This is a genomic window from Methylobacterium sp. C1 (assembly GCF_001854385.1).
In the GTDB taxonomy this organism is placed as follows: Bacteria; Pseudomonadota; Alphaproteobacteria; order Rhizobiales; family Beijerinckiaceae; genus Methylobacterium; species Methylobacterium radiotolerans.
In genome coordinates, this window is sequence record NZ_CP017640.1 from 3,046,290 (window position 1) to 3,063,790 (window position 17,501).

At 68.7% G+C, this 17,501-nt stretch carries 27 protein-coding genes; 18 read left to right on the forward strand and 9 right to left on the reverse strand.

Translation table 11 applies throughout. The features are described 5' to 3' along the window. Positions 1-99: 99 nt before the first annotated feature. Positions 100-732 (reverse strand): tyrosine-type recombinase/integrase, encoded by a 633-nt coding sequence (locus BKE41_RS14090; protein ID WP_070999604.1) that lies wholly within the window; start codon positions 730-732, stop codon positions 100-102. Positions 733-1,219: 487 nt separating this feature from the next. Here BKE41_RS14090 and BKE41_RS14095 point away from each other — a divergent pair, with 487 nt between their 5' ends. After that, a complete protein-coding gene (locus BKE41_RS14095; protein ID WP_071000687.1) occupies positions 1,220-1,486 on the forward strand; it encodes a hypothetical protein in 267 nt (88 codons plus the stop codon). A gap of 211 nt (positions 1,487-1,697) precedes the next feature. Here BKE41_RS14095 and BKE41_RS31205 read toward each other — a convergent pair whose 3' ends face one another. Continuing rightward, on the reverse strand, positions 1,698-2,063 hold the full coding sequence (locus BKE41_RS31205; RefSeq protein WP_159392752.1) for a hypothetical protein: 366 nt from the start codon (positions 2,061-2,063) through the stop codon (positions 1,698-1,700). A gap of 41 nt (positions 2,064-2,104) precedes the next feature. On the opposite strand from BKE41_RS31205, the gene BKE41_RS14100 reads away from it, so the two are divergent. From BKE41_RS14100 to BKE41_RS14110, 3 genes are all read left to right on the forward strand, one after another. Continuing rightward, positions 2,105-2,356: a hypothetical protein gene (locus tag BKE41_RS14100; protein ID WP_070999605.1), complete on the forward strand. Its 252-nt coding sequence runs from the start codon at positions 2,105-2,107 to the stop codon at positions 2,354-2,356. 1,556 nt (positions 2,357-3,912) lie between these two features. Then, entirely contained in the window at positions 3,913-4,881 is a 969-nt protein-coding gene (locus BKE41_RS14105) for a hypothetical protein (protein WP_070999606.1), read from the forward strand. Next, entirely contained in the window at positions 4,878-5,462 is a 585-nt protein-coding gene (locus BKE41_RS14110) for a hypothetical protein (protein ID WP_070999608.1), read from the forward strand. Before BKE41_RS14105 ends, BKE41_RS14110 begins: the two co-directional genes overlap by 4 nt. Here BKE41_RS14110 and BKE41_RS14115 read toward each other — a convergent pair. From BKE41_RS14115 to BKE41_RS14120, 3 genes are read right to left on the reverse strand one after another with little or no spacing between them, the layout of a single operon-like run. Beyond that, the gene (locus BKE41_RS14115; RefSeq protein ID WP_070999610.1) at positions 5,451-5,852 is read right to left on the reverse strand and encodes a hypothetical protein; all 402 of its coding nucleotides are present in this window, start codon (positions 5,850-5,852) and stop codon (positions 5,451-5,453) included. The genes BKE41_RS14110 and BKE41_RS14115 overlap by 12 nt on opposite strands. 24 nt (positions 5,853-5,876) lie before the next feature. Further along, the gene (locus tag BKE41_RS31210; RefSeq protein WP_159392753.1) at positions 5,877-6,014 is read right to left on the reverse strand and encodes a hypothetical protein; all 138 of its coding nucleotides are present in this window, start codon (positions 6,012-6,014) and stop codon (positions 5,877-5,879) included. Beyond that, positions 6,011-6,283 (reverse strand): hypothetical protein, encoded by a 273-nt coding sequence (locus tag BKE41_RS14120; RefSeq protein WP_070999612.1) that lies wholly within the window; start codon positions 6,281-6,283, stop codon positions 6,011-6,013. The genes BKE41_RS31210 and BKE41_RS14120 overlap by 4 nt, the downstream gene beginning before the upstream one ends. 365 nt (positions 6,284-6,648) lie before the next feature. Here BKE41_RS14120 and BKE41_RS14125 point away from each other — a divergent pair, with 365 nt between their 5' ends. Next, positions 6,649-6,867 (forward strand): hypothetical protein, encoded by a 219-nt coding sequence (locus BKE41_RS14125; RefSeq protein WP_070999618.1) that lies wholly within the window; start codon positions 6,649-6,651, stop codon positions 6,865-6,867. Positions 6,868-6,988: 121 nt separating this feature from the next. On the opposite strand, the gene BKE41_RS31215 is transcribed toward BKE41_RS14125, so the two are convergent. The 4 genes from BKE41_RS31215 to BKE41_RS14145 all read right to left on the reverse strand — a co-directional run bounded on the left by BKE41_RS31215 (position 6,989) and on the right by BKE41_RS14145 (position 11,427). Further along, the gene (locus BKE41_RS31215; protein ID WP_070999621.1) at positions 6,989-7,669 is read right to left on the reverse strand and encodes a hypothetical protein; all 681 of its coding nucleotides are present in this window, start codon (positions 7,667-7,669) and stop codon (positions 6,989-6,991) included. 321 nt (positions 7,670-7,990) lie between these two features. Beyond that, the gene (locus tag BKE41_RS32430; RefSeq protein ID WP_280944529.1) at positions 7,991-8,116 is read right to left on the reverse strand and encodes a hypothetical protein; all 126 of its coding nucleotides are present in this window, start codon (positions 8,114-8,116) and stop codon (positions 7,991-7,993) included. A gap of 629 nt (positions 8,117-8,745) precedes the next feature. After that, positions 8,746-9,612: a hypothetical protein gene (locus BKE41_RS14140; protein WP_012319589.1), complete on the reverse strand. Its 867-nt coding sequence runs from the start codon at positions 9,610-9,612 to the stop codon at positions 8,746-8,748. Positions 9,613-9,651: 39 nt separating this feature from the next. After that, positions 9,652-11,427, reverse strand: coding sequence for a hypothetical protein (locus BKE41_RS14145; RefSeq protein ID WP_012319590.1), 1,776 nt, complete (start codon positions 11,425-11,427; stop codon positions 9,652-9,654). A 1,084-nt stretch (positions 11,428-12,511) separates the two neighbouring features. Between BKE41_RS14145 and BKE41_RS14160 the strand changes: the two genes are divergently transcribed. The 13 genes from BKE41_RS14160 to BKE41_RS14210 all read left to right on the forward strand — a co-directional run bounded on the left by BKE41_RS14160 (position 12,512) and on the right by BKE41_RS14210 (position 17,465). Further along, positions 12,512-12,958 carry a hypothetical protein gene (locus BKE41_RS14160; RefSeq protein WP_012319592.1) on the forward strand — a complete coding sequence of 149 codons (447 nt, stop codon included), beginning with the start codon at positions 12,512-12,514 and terminating at the stop codon, positions 12,956-12,958. A gap of 143 nt (positions 12,959-13,101) precedes the next feature. Beyond that, positions 13,102-13,293, forward strand: coding sequence for a hypothetical protein (locus BKE41_RS14165; protein ID WP_041372329.1), 192 nt, complete (start codon positions 13,102-13,104; stop codon positions 13,291-13,293). Next, positions 13,290-13,523: a hypothetical protein gene (locus tag BKE41_RS14170; RefSeq protein ID WP_012319594.1), complete on the forward strand. Its 234-nt coding sequence runs from the start codon at positions 13,290-13,292 to the stop codon at positions 13,521-13,523. Before BKE41_RS14165 ends, BKE41_RS14170 begins: the two co-directional genes overlap by 4 nt. Then, the gene (locus BKE41_RS14175; RefSeq protein ID WP_083374359.1) at positions 13,523-14,113 is read left to right on the forward strand and encodes a lysozyme; all 591 of its coding nucleotides are present in this window, start codon (positions 13,523-13,525) and stop codon (positions 14,111-14,113) included. Before BKE41_RS14170 ends, BKE41_RS14175 begins: the two co-directional genes overlap by 1 nt. Before the next feature lie 2 nt (positions 14,114-14,115). Then, positions 14,116-14,412, forward strand: coding sequence for a hypothetical protein (locus BKE41_RS14180; RefSeq protein ID WP_012319596.1), 297 nt, complete (start codon positions 14,116-14,118; stop codon positions 14,410-14,412). Beyond that, entirely contained in the window at positions 14,412-14,648 is a 237-nt protein-coding gene (locus BKE41_RS14185) for a hypothetical protein (RefSeq protein ID WP_012319597.1), read from the forward strand. Before BKE41_RS14180 ends, BKE41_RS14185 begins: the two co-directional genes overlap by 1 nt. Before the next feature lie 154 nt (positions 14,649-14,802). Then, entirely contained in the window at positions 14,803-14,928 is a 126-nt protein-coding gene (locus BKE41_RS32435; protein WP_012319598.1) for a hypothetical protein, read from the forward strand. Then, on the forward strand, positions 14,928-15,308 hold the full coding sequence (locus BKE41_RS14190) for a hypothetical protein (protein WP_070999628.1): 381 nt from the start codon (positions 14,928-14,930) through the stop codon (positions 15,306-15,308). The genes BKE41_RS32435 and BKE41_RS14190 overlap by 1 nt, the downstream gene beginning before the upstream one ends. Then, the gene (locus BKE41_RS14195; RefSeq protein ID WP_012319600.1) at positions 15,305-15,541 is read left to right on the forward strand and encodes a hypothetical protein; all 237 of its coding nucleotides are present in this window, start codon (positions 15,305-15,307) and stop codon (positions 15,539-15,541) included. The genes BKE41_RS14190 and BKE41_RS14195 overlap by 4 nt, the downstream gene beginning before the upstream one ends. A gap of 356 nt (positions 15,542-15,897) precedes the next feature. Then, positions 15,898-16,137, forward strand: coding sequence for a hypothetical protein (locus BKE41_RS14200; protein ID WP_070999630.1), 240 nt, complete (start codon positions 15,898-15,900; stop codon positions 16,135-16,137). Next, positions 16,134-16,304 (forward strand): hypothetical protein, encoded by a 171-nt coding sequence (locus BKE41_RS31660; RefSeq protein WP_012319603.1) that lies wholly within the window; start codon positions 16,134-16,136, stop codon positions 16,302-16,304. Before BKE41_RS14200 ends, BKE41_RS31660 begins: the two co-directional genes overlap by 4 nt. Continuing rightward, positions 16,291-16,518 carry a hypothetical protein gene (locus BKE41_RS14205; RefSeq protein WP_070999633.1) on the forward strand — a complete coding sequence of 76 codons (228 nt, stop codon included), beginning with the start codon at positions 16,291-16,293 and terminating at the stop codon, positions 16,516-16,518. The genes BKE41_RS31660 and BKE41_RS14205 overlap by 14 nt, the downstream gene beginning before the upstream one ends. A 74-nt stretch (positions 16,519-16,592) precedes the next feature. After that, positions 16,593-17,465 carry a phage regulatory protein/antirepressor Ant gene (locus tag BKE41_RS14210; protein WP_043757794.1) on the forward strand — a complete coding sequence of 291 codons (873 nt, stop codon included), beginning with the start codon at positions 16,593-16,595 and terminating at the stop codon, positions 17,463-17,465. Positions 17,466-17,501 lie beyond the last annotated feature (36 nt).

Here is a 17,501-nt window from a genome sequence, read left to right on the forward strand (position 1 = left end):
TTCAGGTTGCTGCCCGGTTCGGCTGAGTGGCAGCAATGGGCGCTTTGCAGCCGGACTGGTTCCGAAGCCCCTCGACACGAAAGCCGAGGGGCCGAACACTCAAATTTCAGTTCCCTCTGCCAAGGTCAGGGCATCCTCAACGTCGACGCCAAGGTATCTGACCGTGCTCTCGATCTTGGTATGGCCGAGTAGGATCTGGACGGCACGCAGATTGCCGGTTCGCTTGTAGATCAACGATGCCTTCGTGCGGCGGAGGGAATGGGTGCCATAATCCTCGCGGCGCAGCCCGATGCCCGTGACCCACTCATCGACCAAGCGCGCATACTGCCTGGTGCTGATGTGCGTGACGCTGTCGAGCCGGCTGGGGAAGGCGTAGTCGTCGAGCGTACCGCCCCTGGCCTCCAGCCATGCCAGGATGCTGGTTCGTGCGGGTTCGAGCAATTCGAACTGCACTGGTCGGCCGGTCTTGCGCTGGATGACGATGGCCCGGTTACGAACGCGACCGCCACTGACGAGGTCGCCAATCTTGAGTTTGACGATGTCGCAGCCGCGCAGCTTGCTGTCGATGGCGAGATCGAACATTGCGCGGTCGCGCACGCGCCGTTCGCGGTCGAGCCAGAACCGGATAGCCCAGACCTGCTGAGGTTTGAGGGCGCGCTTGGCGCCAAGCTTACGTCCAGCATTCCAGGCCGGTCGCCCTTTGCTGGCCGGATCGTGTGCAGAATGTCCCATCGTCTGTCTCCTTGCCGGCACATGCCGACGAGGTGAGGAGACATCCGAACCGATGGTCCTGAGATGAGGGCGAGCATATGCGGACGTTCCGCAGGCGACCCAGGTCGGCCGTGCGGAATGACGTCGGCATTTCCCGAAAGCCGACAGTGATCGGGTGTCTGGCAAGGTCGGCTCGAAGTGGCGAGCGGACCTTGGTCGCCGATCCGGAGGCGGACATCCCGCCTCCAACTCTCAAGCTGTCGCTCGCCGCTGCAATCGTCCTGCTATCGCACCGCTGGACAACTTCTGCCCTACCAGCGTGGCTACCTAAGACACCGCACCAAGACGAGCGAGGCGCGGCATACCAGCCATGGCGTGGAAAAGTTGATCTACGTGTGCGCATCGCTCGCCACGGTATGCGAATGCCAATCGTATTGCAGGCCTCTATCCCGGCATGCCTGCACCTGAGAGTTCGCAACTCCCGCCCCACTGTATGGTGGAGAACTGCGTGCCGCGTTTCTTTTTCAACATCTACGACGGCGTCAGCATGCTTGACGATGCGGGCACCGAATTTGCTGACTGGCAGGAGGCCCGCATTCAAGCTATTGAATTCGCAGGCGCGATCATCAAGGACGAAGCCAAGCGCATCGCGCAAGGTGAGGATTGGCACATTGAGGTGACAGACGAGCGGAAGCTCGTGCTGTTCCGCTTCGATTTCATCACCCTGGAAGCTCCAGCATTGTCGAGCCATCGCGGCAAGGAAGGAGCGTCGTAGTCTGAGACGCCACTGTCGGGCTTCCATTCCGTCCATTCCGGTAATGGGTCTCAGCTTCCTTGGGCGGCCTGCAAGCGGACGCTCTCAGCATCCGTAACAGGTCGGGAGCGGGCGAAACAGCGATGTCCGCTTCGATGCATCTGCCCCCACTAGCAGACAGGTAGAAAGCCCCCTATAGGAGACCGTTCGTGCGGTTCGATTAAGGTAAGCCTCAGCAGTCCTTGTTCAGCTTCGGCGACCAATAGACCTTAACACGCAGAAGCTCACGGGATCTAGCAATTGCCTCGGCAGTCTGCTGCGCTGTCAACTTGTCTAGAGCCCGCCAGGTCCGCATCTGCTCTTCGAGCAAGCGGCGCTGCTCGGCGGGTTTGAGGGTGGCCCAATTGGTCATCGGCACACCGTAGCCATCCGAGAGCCTGGCTACACTCACCCATGTTTCCGATGCCGCCCTGATTTCATATGCTCCCGGCGCGCAGGCTATTGACCGGGCCGTCGGTCTTTTGCTGCCTAAACTGAACCGCTGCTGATATCTAAAATAGCCAAACAGAACTAGCGCAAAGGCTGCGGGCGCCATCATGGATTAAGGCCATCGCGGCGTCGCGATGGCAGAAGTGCTCGATGGAACACAAGACGTTCACCGCTCGCATCCCTCAGCGGATCGCCGCCGAACTCGAGGTGCCAGTCGCCTCCCTTTATGATCAGGGGGAGCCTTCATCCCGCGACAGCGAGGCAATGCCAAAGGCGGTTGCAGCGCTCTTGAGCGCATACGCTGCGGTCCGTAATCCGCAGGAGCGTCAACGCTCCGTCGCTGTCGTGATCGCGGAGGCAGAGCGTCTGCGCAACCTGCTGGACGCTAGCGACAAGGAGTAAGGCTTCGGCAGCGTCCGACCTGGCTCCGAACGTCTTCAAAGCCCGCTAAAGGTCGTGATCGGCTCCCGCGGCTACGTCCGCTTGGATGCATCCGCCATCCGGAAGCAGACCGGCAGAAACCCACCCACCCCGGTCATCCAGAGGCACATTCTAGCGGCCTGGAAATGGCCGTAAGCGGAATGGCTGCTTCGGAGCAGCCCAGCCGCAAAAGCGGACGGCCTCCTACCGACCCAACCCGGCTACCCGGATCGCGCTCCGCGCTTCCCCAAAGCAGCCGTTCGTCCGCCGTTCGGCAACTTCGGCGTGGAGTTGGGGAGCCTCACCACTCCTGATGATTAGTGGAACTATCGCGATCTTGCTTGCGCCAGGGTGCTTCTTGATCCTGCCGATTGTCATCCATGTTGACGATCACGGTCCCTCGGCGACCTCTGCCCATCCAGAGGTTCCCTGAGGGGCCTCGAAAGCCCGCATAACCGTTCGCGCAATATACGGTCCCTGCACGTTCGGTACACGGCGGGGCCAAGGGAGCTGGCTCCACTGGAAACAGGACAGAGGCAAGGGCTACGGCTGACCCAGCTGAGGCCATCACAGAGCCTAAGGCAACGGCGGATAGAATGCGCATGCCCAGATGTTATGCATCCTGTGGTTGCATATCAACTCGTCTACGCAACCTAACTCCGAGGCTGCACGGGACATCGAATGGCTTGGTAAACATCGGGCAGAAGTTCAGCCAATCGACAGACGAGCATCCGCAAGCCTTGATAACTCAACCGGTTCTGGTTTTCCGGAGCGCAGCTCGGATTGAGTTGCGAGCGGCAGCACGGCTCGGTGCGGCCTGAACGTCGGCTCGACCAAGACAAGCAGATATCGACGGCGTCCATCTCCGATGCCGCAGATGGGTGGAACGCGTGCAGGACGAGTACGTCCGTTCCGATGCCTCTGCTGCTCGGAAACGGAACGGCAGAAAACCACCCCGAATGGTCATACCAGTGATCGTTGGTGTGCCCCGAAGTCCGCCGTTCACCGCATGGGTCTTGTCAGTTGGTTAGAGTAGAAGCCCATGGCAGCATCGCGCCTCCCGCTAGTGAGCATCGGTCTCAGAACCACGCCTCCGCCTCAACACACTCGGCGTACTCGACCTCGACTAAGCGACTGTTTCCTACAAAAGAATGTGCTTGCCTCGACGCGTGCGGTCTACGCACGGTGTTATATTATTCTAGATCAGCGAGTTGAGCCTGTCGCTGTATTGGCGCGCTAAACTGGGAGATGACGTTAGCGCACCCCAAGGAGAACTGGTCCTCATAGGGCTTAACGCTGACCCGCAACACACGCAGCCACAACGAGGGGGATTAGGTGCTCGTGAACCCGGAACGAGCTCCGGCAGAAGCAACCTGAGTACTATCGTTACCTCAGCCAGCTGTTCGGCCCAGCCGGCACATGAGGCGCCGCCACACCGAACTTGGGGCAGTCCACTGGGCGCTACCGGCTTAGCTGGCACTCGATTTTCCCGGGAAGGGATGCAACTCTAGCGTGATCAAGGGAAAGCCACTGACCCGATGCCGTCCAAGCGTGTCCGTATTCACTACCGGCGGTTCTTCCGGGGCGGTGAGCCAGTTGTGTCCGAGCCCCTTTCCGAAGCGGTCGCGAAGGCGTTGGCCCACAAGGTCGATGGTCAGGACCTGTATGGCGACGTCCGCCTCCGGACCTACGAGGACGTCGACCATGGCAGCGTCGTCCTGAACGGGCGTTTCCTGCCCGCGAACGGCGACGTGTATGGGGAGCTCGTCCGGTTTGATCCGAATACCAACATACCCCTTCTGGTGCAGAACTCGGCATCGACCGCGGAGCTCGAAATTCGCGAGGCGGTGAAGCCTAATGATGCCGAGGTCCTGCAGGGCATGACGTTCTTCATGATCCGCAAGGACCATGTCCTCGTCGTCGACCAAGGTCTCACCAATCCGATCTTCGAGCGGTACCTCCGCTGGCTGCTGTGCGAGCGGACCCCAGTCGCGCAGCGCAACGCCAGGGTGCCCCTCATCCCGAAGCTGTTCCTGGATGAGGAGGTCGAGGGCCTCCGGGACGTGAAGCTGATCAGGCTTCGCCCGGCGCCGCTTCAGGTCGACACCCTGTTCGACGGAGCCCGGACCGAGGTTCACAGCCAGGACGTCGAACCGACGACGAGCGTCCTCTCGATCCTGCGCGCGGCCAACTTCGACACTGCTGTCATCGAGGATATGATGCGCTCGCACGGAGCAGCGGTGGAGCTCAACTTGAGCATCACGCTCAAGGCCGGCCGCAGCACGCTGAAGATGCAGGGTGAGGAGGCGGTGGCCCTGCTGCGAAATGTTCCTGAGGACGACCTCATCGTCATAGGCGACGGCATCCGGAAGAACCGCGGGGTGCTTGAACGCCTGAGCGAACAGGTCGATATAGAACGGATAGGGAACATTCTGGTCCGCAAGGAGGCCTGGAATGCTCTGGCGAAAGCGGCGGCGTCCTACAGGGATGCCGGGTTGATCGAATGAGGCTGAAGTTCACAGGCTGGGAGACCGTCGTCGCCGCCCTCGCGGGTGTGGGCGCTGGCTACGCCATGCCAAACAGCTTCTATGGCGACGGCGCAGCCGAGATCGTGACGGTGCTGGGCTTCCTCATCGCGGCCCTGGTGCCGGCCATGGCCCTCGGCGCTACGGTCCTCCGGGCAGGCGGTTTCTCGGTCCTGCGCATCCAGACGCTCGGTTTCGCCCTCGACCGGCAGATCCGCGTGTTCGCCGGCCTGTTCCTCTACAGCCTGGCGGCCTGCATCCTCGCCATCGCCGGCAAGCTTATGAAGTGGGCGGTCCCGTCCATCCCGCTCGGCTGGGCAGGCCTGCCGCCGCTCGACCTCAGCTTCCTGTTCCCAGCGGTGCTGACGGCCCTGTTCGTGTTCCTCACCCTGCGCGCGATGGCATTCGTCACCGGAATCCTGAGCATCCTCAGGCTGTCGACGAGCATCGCTGCGGACGAGGCCCGGTCGCGGGATCAGGCGCGCACCCGCGCTGACGAGGACGCCCTCGCGGCTTACGAGATGCCCGAGGGCTACGGGTCCCGGATTGAGTTACCCCACTAGTCCACGCGCAGCGCGAGCCGGGTCCAACCCGGAGCCCATCACCGTGAAGTCCGCGCCGTCGGCCTCGATGGCTGTCCCCGCCGGAATTCCGGACAGCGTGAAGTCCTGGGTGACCGCCGCGAGCACCTTGCCGGCGGGGGTCGTGAGATGGTCGTCAGAGCCCGTGCCGCCGGCGAGGTAGAACCGCCCCGACAGGGTAGCTCCACCCGAATCGCCCCACGTCGCGCGCCAGGACTGGCCGTCTTTCAGGTCGCAGCGGATGCGCCCGCGGCCGGTCGAGAGCGCCCGGCGGATGGCGTAGAGGCGCCCGTCCACGAGGACGAGGTCGCCCCCGTCTGTGTCCGGGCCCGCGGCTTCCTCGATGATCAGCGCCGGGTGCGCATCGAGCATGCTGACCCTTCCACCGTCGCGGTCCTAAGTGACCTCCTGCCGGTCGAACGTCACCATCAGGCGCAGCGTCCCGTGGGCTTCCGTCTCCAGCACCGCGGCCTGCCCGAGGGCGGGGGCGCGGGCGAGGCTCCGCGCCAGGAGCCGCATGGCCGGGGACGTCACGCCGCGGCCCCGGCGAGCACCAGGGCGGGCACCCCGTCCAAGGCGGTGTCGACCTGCGCGGTCGCGGTGACCTGCCCGGCTGCGATGCCCGCGGCCAGTTGGTTGTAGACCGCCAGGCATACCCCGACATGCCGGCGCATGCGCAGGGACAAGGCCTTCAGGTCCTCGTTCGACAACGGCCGGGCGACGCCGTCGCCGAAGGTCCACGGGTCCCCGTCGGCGCGGGCACCTATCAGCACGGCCGTCACCTCCCCGAGGGCGCGCGTCATGGCCCGCTCGTCGACCTTGACCGGCCAGCCCTTCCACGTGGTCCCGCCGGCCTCGGCCGAGAGGTGGGTGTCATGGGCGTAGGCGAGGAGATCCGAGGTGCTCGGCGTGTCCCCGGGACGCTCAACAAGCGTGGCGCCCTCGGGCAGGGGGTAGCCCGCATACGCCTCACCATCGACCTGCCACAGGCCGAGACCGGCCCATGCCGGATTCTCGGTGAGGTCGAACCCGGCCTTGGTCAGGTCTAGTCCACGCCCCGGGGCGCCGCCCGGCGGGGCGAGACACGGCGGCCGGGGTGCTCTAAACGACGCGCCCTCGCGTCGGGCCAGGGTCCGCCCGGCGCGCGTGCGGACACGGAGGTTACGACATGGGCAAGCCGGGCGAGCAGATGGCGAGGATCCGCGAGGTCTGGCGGCAGCGGATGGAGCGGGCGCGCGACGAGACCGACGCGACCCTGCAGGGCATGCTCGACGCGGGCATGGACCCGAACGATCCGGTCGTGCGGCACGTCGAGAGCGTCCGAGACCGCGCGGCCGCGGCCGTGGAGGAGCTCACTACCAAGGCCGCGCCCGGCGACGAGGGCTAGGCCAGCCCGAGAAAAGCGTCGGCGAGCGCCGGATTTCCGGCGGAAACCCGTTGTGGGTTGCTCCGTGCACACTTGTGCGCACGCCGACGGCACGCGAGAGCACGCCGTCGGGCCGTCCCGGTCAGGCCTCGACGGCCGGCTCGAACGCGTCGAGGGCCGCGTCGGCGACGAAGGCGTTGTCCACCAGGTCGCGCTCGGACTGCTCCTCGGCGAGGACCTGCTTCCAGATGCTCTGCGCGATGGGCGTCGAGTTCGGGTCCCAGCGCGGGGCCTGCTGCGAGCCCGCGGGCCCACCCGGCACGGGGGCCGTGGTCCCGGCGCCGACCGCGGCCTGCGGCTCGACGGCACGCGCGCCCCGGGCCGACGGGTCGGGCGCGCCCGAGGGGGCGCCGGCGAGCGGCTGGAACCCGTTGGCCTGGCGCCGGGCCTCCGACGCGGCGAGGCGGCGAGTGATGACCTCGTGGCGCACGCCGAACAGGTTCTGGGTCGCATACGACGGGTCGATGATGCCGGCCGCGATGCCCTGGGCGAACGCGTTGATGTCGGTCGACAGGTTGTTGAGCTGGATGATCGGCCAGTCCCAGTCGACCTGGTAGACCTCCCAGGCTGGGGTGTTGGGCGGGAGCTCGAACCGGCCCGTGATGAGGGCGTGGTCGACGAACTGGCGCCAGCAGGCGTTGACGCCTTGGTCCTCCAGGTCCTGGCGCTCGCACTCGATGGTCCGCTTGAAGTCGAGCCCGGCGAACCGCTCGGTCTGGTCCGAGATGCCCTCGTGGTTCCCGGTCACGAGGTGCGCCGGCATCCGCCTCCATGGCCTTGGCGATGTCGCGCTCGGCCGCGGTCAGGGCGGCCCGGCACTGGTCGAGCGAGGTGCGCCGCCAGGTCAGGGTCTTCTCGTCCGGAAATCCGGACATCTCGCGGAAGATCACCTCGGGCACGGTCATCACGTTCACCCGGATGGCGTTCATGGCCAGCGCCAGGGCGTTCTCCAGCCGCTTGAACAGCGCGAGCTCGCCGGCCTTCTCGGCGACTTTCATCAGCTTGAGCTGGGCGTCGAACGCCTTCCCGGGCTCCCGGATGCCCATCCACCCGGAGAAGCCGCCCTCGCCGTCGGCGCCGGCGGTCATGGCTCGCGGATGGCCTCTGCCTTGATGTGCTGGACGTGCCAGCGCCAGACCTCGCCGATGTCGAGCAGGTGCTCGTCGCCGGGGCCGGTCGACCGGTGCGCGACCGGGCAGCCTCTACCCATCCAGGCGTCGTTGGTGCCCCGGTCCAGCCCGTCAGCCGCGACAGGGCGTTCACCGACATGAGCCGGTCGGAAGCGCTCACCGGGTCTCCCCCCCGCGAACCGCGGGTCTCGGTCGTCCCGAGGCGGTTGTTCACGCCACGTTCTCCCGGTGCCCGTGCCGCGACGGGGGACCCCGCAACGTCCTTCGGGGATTTCCGTGCGGTTTCAGGGCCTTGCCGAGGGTGCTGCTGCTGGGTGGCCACGGAAATTCCTTCGCAAGTACCGAGCTATCGCGGCGCAAATGCTCCCCGCACGGCATTCCCCCCGTGAGGGGTCCCCATCGGGGGGGGTGCCCCCCGGGGGCTCGCGATGCCCCCCAGGGTGGGAGTGCCGCCCCGCCCCCGCGACGGCACTCCCGCTCGGCGGACCGAGGCGCATCACGCTGCCCGCGGGCGCGTGTCCCGATCCTGGCCACGCCCACGCCGCAGGGCGTGCCGGCCCGCCCCGGGGCGCGCGACAATCGTCACGGGCGGGCGCGAATGGGGGTTGTGGGTTGCCCCGTCGGCACCTGTGCGCACCACCACGTGCTGCGGCGTGCGCACGGTGGCACGCGGTGGCATCCCCTCAGGCCATGTCCGGATTTCCGGCGCTCAGGCGGCCATGCGGGTGCCGCCCCGCTTCGCCGCGGCGTGGGCGAAGTTGTCCGCCAACTGCGCGGCCATGATCTCGGGAATGCGCGCCGCGGCGGCCTGGCAGGCCTCCTCCCAGGGCTTCTCCAGGATCGGCTTGTAGGTCGCCAGGTCGACGGCCAGGAACAGGATGCGCGGGTGGTCGATATCCCGCATCCGCCTGCCGACGGTGACGACGCGGCCGCCCCGGCGCAGCGAGAAGATCTGCTGGGTCTCGCCGGTAGGCACGCGCGGCGGCCGGGCGATATACGCGAGCCTTGGCTGGCCGTGCAGGGTGATCGTCCCTTTGTAGACGCCCCAGCGGCTGGCCGTGGACGCCCTGGCCTTGATGCCCGCCACCTCGCGCGACAGGCGCGCCAGGAAGCCCCTCGGCACGCCCCCGTACTGGGTCGGCTGGACGCCCTGCGCGAGGCTGATGTTCTGCCAGAACGGGATCAGGATCTTGTCCTGCGCCAGGCCGACGTCGCCCGGCAGGCGGGTGCTGTCCTGCACGCCAAACAGATACTTGAGGTAGGTCGACTGCTTCGGCATCACGTAGACGGCCGAGAACAGCCCGGCGTCGTTCGTGCCCGCCTCGATGGCGTTCAGGCCCGCGGCCGAGCTCCGCTTGTACTTGATCGCGGACTCAGTCCAGGGCGTGTTGCTCTTCAGGTGCTTGTGGAACTGCTTCCTGATGCCGAGCACGGCGTGCTTGGCGACCTCGTCGACCGCCCAGCCGGCAGCTCGCCGGTACTTGGCCTCGCCGACGGTCGAGACGAATTTGAGCCGCCAGTCCATTATCTGGCCGGCGACGTCGGCGGCGATGCCTACGCGATTGGTCGTGCTCATGCCCGGCAGGGTGCGCCGCCGGGCGTGACCCGTTCCAGGCTACGCGGGCGCCGGGGCGGGCTCATCATCCGACACGACAACGCCCGCCGGGCCGGTAGGCGCGCAGCGGGCGTCGGTTGCAGTCTGAGGTGCAGAACAGCGAACGGGCGCAGTATAGGCCCCCTGCTCGACAGGGACAACAGCGGCCGGCGGCTCGACGGGCTGCGCGCACGCGTCAATAGACCCGGTCGAATCGTGACACATTCCAGCCGGGGCTGGGTCGGCCTTGCGCGGACGTCCCTGCTTCGGCTTCGGCACGGTCTTGCCGATGGCGCCGACGACCGATGCTTCGCGGATGGCCTTCCTGAGCTGCGAGACGCTCACCGCCTCCTCGGCCGCGATGGCGGCCAGCGTCATGCCCTGCCCGCGCTTGGCGATACCGCGCTGCCCGAGCGCCAGCCGCGCAGCCTGCGCGTCGCCCCGGGGCTTGGCGCCGGCGACCGCGCGGCGGTTCTGGGAGCGCTGGGCCTCGCGGTCGCGACGGACGCCGGCGTTCACGAGGATGCGCAGGTCGAGCCGCACCATCTCGGATCGTTCGATGCCGTGGGCCGAGACGAGCTTCGCGGGATTCGACTTGTAGCGGGGGTCCGACCGGGCGCTGCCATAGGCGTCGGTACGCCCCTGTGCGGCCCGGCGCGCCCTCTGCAGGAGCGAGCCCATCATGCCCCGGGCCTCACGCTGCTTCAGGCCGCAGAGGTCCGCCATCCGGTCGACCTCGGCCGCGAGCTCCTCGGGGGTCATGAACCACGCCGCGGCGGTGCAGATGTCGAAGCACCACGCGTCGCGGTACCCCTTCGGCGGCAGCCCGAACGGGAACCGTGCCTCGAACAGGCGCGTCAGGTCGCGGTGCACGGCCCGGTGCAGCGTCACCAGGGTGTAGGGCGGTCGCTTGATCGGCTCACCCGCCGCCGCGGCCGTCGCCCGGCGCTCGACCTTCGCCTTGGCCTTGACGGCGCGCTTGGCGGCCTGGGCCTTGAGGTGCGCTGCGACCTGCTTGGGCGTGTAGTCGAGCAGCGCCTCGCGCAGGTGCGTGAAACCGTGGCGGACGATCTCGTCGACGTACTCCGGGTAGACGACCTCGACGAGGCGCTTGATGCCGGTCTTCCGTTCCGTCTTCGTGTGGCCGGCGACGGAGAACGTCATTGTCGCGGGCAAGGCACGGTGGTCGCTGCCCATGTCCTCGAAGGTCCGGTGCAGGCTGCGCTGCATCGCCCGCCAGACCTGGAGCACGGCCGGCTTCTGCCGCTCGTGGAGCCACACCACCAAGGCTCCCCGGCCGGACGACATGATATACGACGGGAACGGGATGTTGCGGTCGTAGCAGCGGTCGATGATCAGCGGGACCATCGTCCGAGCGGTCGCGTGGGCGAACTCCGGCATCTTGTAGAAGTCCAGGTCGACCCACGTGCAGGTCAGCGCCGCGAGGTTCCAGGTGGGCTTCCGGGGCTTCTCGCGGTGGTCCTCGCCCTTGCGCTTCCGGAACAGGTTCATCGTGATCCCGCGGGCCCGGAGCCGGTCGACGGCTTCCGCGAGCTCGGACCCGTCGGCGCCGGTGGCCTTCGTACGCCACTGCGTCTGGCCTTCCTCGTCGAGCTCCGGCAGCCGGACGGAGTGCGTCAGGACCGCGATGCCGCGCGTGTCCACGGGATGCAGCAGCGTGGCGTAGTGCGAGTAGCGCAGGGCGTATGTTGTGGGACGGTAGATGACTGACGCATCGCCGGTTGGGCCTGTCGCGGCCACGGTTGCCCCGTCAAGGGGCGACAACTCGAAGGACACGGTTCGCTGTTCTCCGGCTACTGCCGGCCCGCGAGGCACCTCTACCCGCGACCCGGCAAATCGTTTCCGGCACTCAGACTGCCCCCCGGCGTGGCAAACTTCAAGCGCCACGTGTCACGGTTTGACCGGGTCAATAAGGATGTAGCCCGTAAGGGCTACCTGTAGAGGGTGCGGGCCTCGGGGACCGACGGGCCGACACCGGTCGACGTAGGACCCGGCAACGGGTCCAGTTGGCACAGGCGGGCTCGGCAGAACCGGTGATGCCGTTCGGTTCCCGTCCCCCGGGACCAGCAGGCCAAAGCGTCTCGGCGCCCGCACCTATCCCTGAAGCACCTCCCGGCGGACGCTCCTGACGTCATCAGTCGGGACCCGCCATGCACCCTAGCCCCTACGTCTCGCACCGCCTCCTGCCCCGTCCCTGGGCGGCGTGACGCCATGCAGCGCGGCAACCCCGAGGGCGTCCGAGCCCGTGTCACGGACCACGCCGTCCGTCGCTACGCCGAGAAGAAGCTGGGCGAGGCCGTCGAGCCGACGGTCGAGGACGACGAGGCCATCTTGGAACTCCGCCGGCGCCGCGTGCCGGTCGGGGCTATCCGCCGGCACCTCTCCGTCGCCGGTGGCCTAGGCGTCGCCAACGGGGCCTGCGCGGTCATCGTCGACGGCCTGAAGCTGGCCCTCGCCGACCGGGCCGTCGTGACCGTGCTGGCGAAGAAGTGGAGGGCTGACGCCGCCCCCGCCGGTCCCTCCTCCCCGGTCCCGTCCCGCCCTCGGACCATCCTCGAACTGGGAGCGCCGGCACGACCGACCCCGTCCCCTTCACCTTCGACGCCCGCGCGGACGCCGCGGCCTGCCGGGCCGGCATCCGCCCGCTGCTCGGACCCGGGATGGACTGGAGCGAGGTCCACTGCGGCCGCTGCGGCCGACAGGGCATCGTCCGCCACGCCGACCTCATGCCGGCCGCCGAGCCCGTCCCGGAGCCCGCTCCCGCGGCCGTGGAGCCTGTGGATAAGGCAATTCCCGATTCGCACATTGAACCGGGCGAGGACGCCCCTGCCGCCGCCCCCGAGCGCAAGGGAGGCCGGTCGTGACGTTCCGCGTCCCCCCTGCGCCGCACGTCTCACGGGAGGCCGAGTGGCTGTCCGCGGCCATCCTCATGGCCTTCGCCCTAGCCCTGCTGGCGCCGGGCGCGACGTTCAGCCGGCCGGTCTTCGTCAACCTTGCAGCGGTGGCTCCCGAGGGCACCTGGGGCATGGGCCTCCTGGGCATCGCCACGGTGCGCATGATCGGGCTGTGGGTGAACGGCAACTGGCGCCGCAGCCCGACCCTGCGGTTCCTCATCTCGGCCGTCGGCGCGCTCGTCTGGCTGTGGGTCGCCCGCCTGTTCTCCGACGACGGCTACCCGGGCCTCAACACGGGTGCCCTCGTCTACCTCGCGGTCGGCCTGTTCGACCTCTACGCCGCCGGCCGCAGCCTGGCCGACCAGGGCAAGAACGACCGGCGGTACGCGCTGGCACGGAAGGAAGCCGCCTGATGCTCTCCGATGCATACGCGGCCATCGTCGCCGTGCCCGACGGCGTCCTGAAGGCGGCCGATGCCGTGCTCGGGGCCGCCGCGACCGTGGGCTTCTACCTGTAGGGCCGCCTTCGCACCCAGAGGCCCGCCGCCGACGCCGTGGTGCCTCGCGTCGCCCTGACCGAGACCGACCGGGAGCTCGGCTTCACCATCGTCCGCACCGGGACGGACTTTTCCCGGGCCCTGAGCGACCACGCCGACATCCTGGCTCGCGCCTTCCCGGCCGCGACCACCCCGGTGCCACCGCCGGTCCCGCCGACGCCCACCCGCCGCACTCGGAGGATGCTCCCGTGAGGAAGCCGAAGCCCGTCCCGAACCTCTGGCAGGTCGTCCGGCATAGCTGGTCGTTCCAGTTGAACGCCGTCGCGACCGTCGCCTCGTCCGTCGTCCTCGGCATGTCGGTCCTCGCCGGCGCGCCGCCCATCAACCTGGTCTGGTTCGCCGTCGGCTACGGCCTGGTGAACCTCGTCGCGACCGGCGCGCGCTTGATCGCGCAGCCCGAGGTCTCCGGGGACGCCTCGTGATGCTGGCCTTCTTCCGCAAGCTCGGCGTCGCGGTTGCCGTCGGCACAGCCAGCGCCGCACCCCGCGCCGTTGCCGGAAATCCGGCGCCCGCCATCGCCGCCGCCAGGATCTCCTCGAAGTCCGGCGTCGGGTCCCGGCTGAAGCGCTCCGCCGCGGCGGCCGCGCTCTGCACCGGCCTCGTCGGCGGGTTCGAGGGCCTGCGCACCACGGCCTACCCGGACCCGGCGACGGGCCGGGAACCCTGGACCGCGTGCTTCGGCGAGACCGAGGGCATCCGCCGCGGCGACACGCTCACGGTCGCCGAGTGCAAGGCGATGCTGGCCCGGAGCCTGGAGAAGTACGCCTTGCGGATGGAGGCCTGCGTCACCCGCCCGATGGCGGACGAGACCTACGCCGCCTTCCTGAGCCTCTCCTACAACGTCGACTCGGGCGGCTTCTGCAAGAGCTCGGTCGCCCGCCTCTGGAATGCCGGGGAGAGCCGCGCCTCCTATGACGCGATGCTCCGCTTCAACCGCGCCGCCGGCGTCACGATGCCGGTGCTGACCCGGCGCCGGACGCAGGAGCGCGCCCTCTGCCTAAAGGGAATCTGACGATGATGTTTTTCGACCTTTTCGTGCTGGTCCTCGGTCTCTCGTGCGTCTGGGAGGTCCTCGCCCACCGCGCCGCACTTGCCGCCGGGGTCGGGGACGACTGGTTCACGGCGGTCAACCTGGCGGCCTCCGTCTGGCTCCTGGCGGTCCTGGCGATCTCCGGTCCGCTCCTCCTGCTCGCCGTGTTCAAGCTGCCGTGCGTGGTCGTGTTCCTCATCGCTGCCTGGCGGGCGTTCCGGCGCGTCGTGGCTACCCGCCTCGTGGCCTGGGCCCTCGGGCGCCAGCGGAAGGTCGCCTGATGTCGACCGCAGCCATCGTCGCCGTCGCGGCCTGCGCCCTCATCGGGTGGTGCGCCCTCGTCCAGGCCGTGAAGGAGATCCTCGTCGCCCGGACACAGCCGCCGGCATGCCCGTGCCGGGACCTGCATTCCATCTCCGTCGGCGCGCCCACCGTGACCGAGTTCTCGGCCGACGGCGGCTCCGAGGTCGCGACCGAACACCGCCGCATCGTCGTCGCTGCCGGGAAGGTGCACTGACATGGACGCCCAAGCCCTCGAAGCCGCCGCCCGGACCAAGGCCACCCTTGACCGGAACTAGGATCTCGCGACGGCCCTGCGCACCGCCAGCCTCCGCCGCGACGGCGACGAAGACCTGTTCGCGGTCGCCAGGGAGGCCGAGGAGTACCTCCGCTTGCTCGGCGACCCGAGCTATGCGGACCGCCTCCGGGCCGACGTCGCACAGGCCGTGGACACCGCCCTGGCCCTGCACTCCTACCGCCTCCGCATCCGCCTGCTGCGCGCCGGGGTGCACGTCTGATGCTCGACCTGGCGCTCGCCCTCTTCGTCACGCCCGCCGGAATTGCGGCGCTCGTCGCCATGGCCGCCGCCGGGCTCGCCGTGGTCTACGCCCCGCGGCTGGCCGTCCCGGTCGCGCTGGTCGCGGTGATCCTGGTCGGCGTAGCCTACGTCACCCGACTCCGGGACGAGGTCGCCTCGACACGACGGAAGCGCGACGAGGCCCGCGAGCTCGCCGAGGTCCGCGGCCGGGCGGTTTCCGCCCTTCAGCGCGAACACCAGGCCAGCGCGAAGCGGACCCGGGCCACGGCGGCCGTCCAGGACCGCATCCGTCGTGCCCCGGCATCGGACGACGGGCCGGTCGCCCCCGTTCTCCGTGACGCCCTGGAGGCCGGACAGTGAAGCCCCTCCTCGCCGTCGCGCTATTAGCACTCGCCCTGGGTGGCTGCCAGCACTCCTCCGGACCCCTCGCCGAGATCCCGGACGAGCTCCTTACCTGCCAGGGCGCGCCCGCCTGGCGCCGCGGCGGCTCCCAGCGCAACGTCGCCGTGCACGTCACCGACCTGCGCGGCGCTCACGAAGACTGCTACGGCAAGCTCGGCGCGGTCCGGGCCATCGCGAGGCCGGGCCAGTGACCCCGGCCGCGCTCGTCACGCTGTACTGCCTCGCGGCCGCCCCGGCGCCGACCGTCGGCTCCGACGTCTACCGCGCGCTCCGGGGCGAGGCCGTCGCCGCGGCCCCCGCTCCCCAGGCCGTCGCCGATGCCGTCCGAGGCGCCCGCCACCGCCGGAGGCACCCATGACCGTCACGACCGCATTCGTCGTCGGGATGCTGATCGGGCTCTGCCTCGCCGAGCCGCCTCGCCGGCCGCCGTGGAGGTCCGCATGAATATCCCCGTCCCCTGGGTAATCTGCAAACTGTCGTCCGGGGCTGCCGCCGCGGCGACGGCGTTCGCCCGCATCGAAGATCTCGCCCTGACCTAGCGGAGTACATGCCGGGGGCCCTCGCCCGCACCGTCCCGACCGAGGCCATCAACCGCGTGTCCGCGTGGTTCGCCTCGATGGACCATCCGGGCGTCGGTGCACCAGCCTACCTGTTCGCCCTCGATGACCGCGGTGCCTACGTCGTCGCCCGCTTCGACAGGCCGGGCGTGCCCGAGGACGGCGTGATGCTACGGGGCGTCTCTTCCGAACAGGACGCTGCCACGCTGCGCGCTGCGAGGGCGGCATGACCCCGGCCGCCCGCGCCGTCATCGAGGCCGCCCGCGAGCTCGTCCGAAACAGGCGCTGGTATTTCGAACTGCCCAAGGACAGGGAGCTCCCCGACACCCTGCAGGCCGCCCTGGACCGAGCGGTGCGCGCCCTCGATGCCGCGGAGGCCGACCGTGGCCGAGGCTGACCCCTCCCGCCGGGCGCTGACCGATGTCGAGGAGGCCGCCCTGTTCGCCCGGGATGCGCTCCGGGCCGCCCGCGCGGTGATGTCCGGAAATCCGGCGGGGCCGGAGGGCGAGGCGTATCTCGCGGTCTACGTCACCCTGGCCGCGGCGGCGCTCGGGCAGGACCGCCGGATTTCCGGACACGCCCCTGGTGGGATGCAGACCGAATCGCTTTAATCGTTGCAGCCCTGACCCAGGGTCGGCCCCGGCCGGTGCGCTAACACCGAACCGAGGCCTCACTCCAGACCCGGATGGAAGCCGTGTCCGAAGCTGTCCTGCACCGTACCACGTCCCTGGCCCTCAGTCCCGTCGTCGACGTCATCGACGGCGCCGCGATGGCCGAAACCCGCGATATCGCGGCCTTCTTCAACAAGAGCCACAAGTCGGTCCTCGTCGCCGTGCGCACCGCGCTCGCGCGCCGGCCCGACCTGCTCGGGCGCAAAATTGTGCCGATGTTCGACACCGTCGGGATCGGCAACGGTGCCACCGGTGAGGCCATGGCCTACCGCCTCGACCGCGACGCCTTCAGCCTCATCGTCATGGGCTTCACCGGCGAGCGGGCCTTCCAGTGGAAGCTCGACTACATCGAGGCCTTCAACCGGATGGAGGCGACGCTCCGCCAGCCCCAGGCGCAGCCCTTCGACCCGAACGACCCGGCCGCCCTCCGGACCTTGCTGATCGGCTACTCGGAGCAACTGCTGCTCGCCCGCGCCGAGACCGCTGAGGTCAAGCAGGAGCTCACCGTCGTCCAGGCCGTCGTCGAGGAGCAGCGCCCCATGGTGGACGCCAACCTCGCATTCCTGGACGACGACGGCCTCTGCAACCTGCGGCCCGCGGCCCGGGCCGTCGACGCCCCGTGCATGCTGTTCCTCAAGTGGATGGAGGAGCGGAAGTACGTCATCCGCGAGAACGGCGGCGAGCTCCATCCGGCGGCGGCCATGCGCCGGGACGGCTACATGAAGCTGCGGGCCAAGCCGGACGCCAACGGCAAGCTCCGGAACCAGGCGGTCGTCACCCGCTCGGGCTTGGTCTGGCTGCGGCACCGGTGGCTCGCCGGCCCCGGGAAGGTGCTGGCCCTGCAGGCCGCCGTCGCCGCCCGGCAGGCCGAGCTCCCCGGCATCTGAGCCATCCAAGTAATCCGTAGCGAAGGACCCTTCGCT

Bases quoted from the DNA above. Each gene is read 5' to 3' on its own strand.
- BKE41_RS14090 (WP_070999604.1), bottom strand. From the start codon at position 732: ATGGGACATTCTGCACACGATCCGGCCAGCAAAGGGCGACCGGCCTGG.
- BKE41_RS31205 (WP_159392752.1), bottom strand. From the start codon at position 2,063: ATGATGGCGCCCGCAGCCTTTGCGCTAGTTCTGTTTGGCTATTTTAGA.
- BKE41_RS14100 (WP_070999605.1), top strand. From the start codon at position 2,105: ATGGAACACAAGACGTTCACCGCTCGCATCCCTCAGCGGATCGCCGCC.
- BKE41_RS14105 (WP_070999606.1), top strand. From the start codon at position 3,913: ATGCCGTCCAAGCGTGTCCGTATTCACTACCGGCGGTTCTTCCGGGGC.
- BKE41_RS14110 (WP_070999608.1), top strand. From the start codon at position 4,878: ATGAGGCTGAAGTTCACAGGCTGGGAGACCGTCGTCGCCGCCCTCGCG.
- BKE41_RS14115 (WP_070999610.1), bottom strand. From the start codon at position 5,852: ATGCTCGATGCGCACCCGGCGCTGATCATCGAGGAAGCCGCGGGCCCG.
- BKE41_RS14120 (WP_070999612.1), bottom strand. From the start codon at position 6,283: ATGACGCGCGCCCTCGGGGAGGTGACGGCCGTGCTGATAGGTGCCCGC.
- BKE41_RS14125 (WP_070999618.1), top strand. From the start codon at position 6,649: ATGGGCAAGCCGGGCGAGCAGATGGCGAGGATCCGCGAGGTCTGGCGG.
- BKE41_RS31215 (WP_070999621.1), bottom strand. From the start codon at position 7,669: ATGCCGGCGCACCTCGTGACCGGGAACCACGAGGGCATCTCGGACCAG.
- BKE41_RS32430 (WP_280944529.1), bottom strand. From the start codon at position 8,116: ATGGGTAGAGGCTGCCCGGTCGCGCACCGGTCGACCGGCCCCGGCGAC.
- BKE41_RS14140 (WP_012319589.1), bottom strand. From the start codon at position 9,612: ATGAGCACGACCAATCGCGTAGGCATCGCCGCCGACGTCGCCGGCCAG.
- BKE41_RS14175 (WP_083374359.1), top strand. From the start codon at position 13,523: ATGCTGGCCTTCTTCCGCAAGCTCGGCGTCGCGGTTGCCGTCGGCACA.
- BKE41_RS14180 (WP_012319596.1), top strand. From the start codon at position 14,116: ATGATGTTTTTCGACCTTTTCGTGCTGGTCCTCGGTCTCTCGTGCGTC.
- BKE41_RS14185 (WP_012319597.1), top strand. From the start codon at position 14,412: ATGTCGACCGCAGCCATCGTCGCCGTCGCGGCCTGCGCCCTCATCGGG.
- BKE41_RS14190 (WP_070999628.1), top strand. From the start codon at position 14,928: ATGCTCGACCTGGCGCTCGCCCTCTTCGTCACGCCCGCCGGAATTGCG.
- BKE41_RS14200 (WP_070999630.1), top strand. From the start codon at position 15,898: ATGCCGGGGGCCCTCGCCCGCACCGTCCCGACCGAGGCCATCAACCGC.
- BKE41_RS31660 (WP_012319603.1), top strand. From the start codon at position 16,134: ATGACCCCGGCCGCCCGCGCCGTCATCGAGGCCGCCCGCGAGCTCGTC.
- BKE41_RS14210 (WP_043757794.1), top strand. From the start codon at position 16,593: ATGGAAGCCGTGTCCGAAGCTGTCCTGCACCGTACCACGTCCCTGGCC.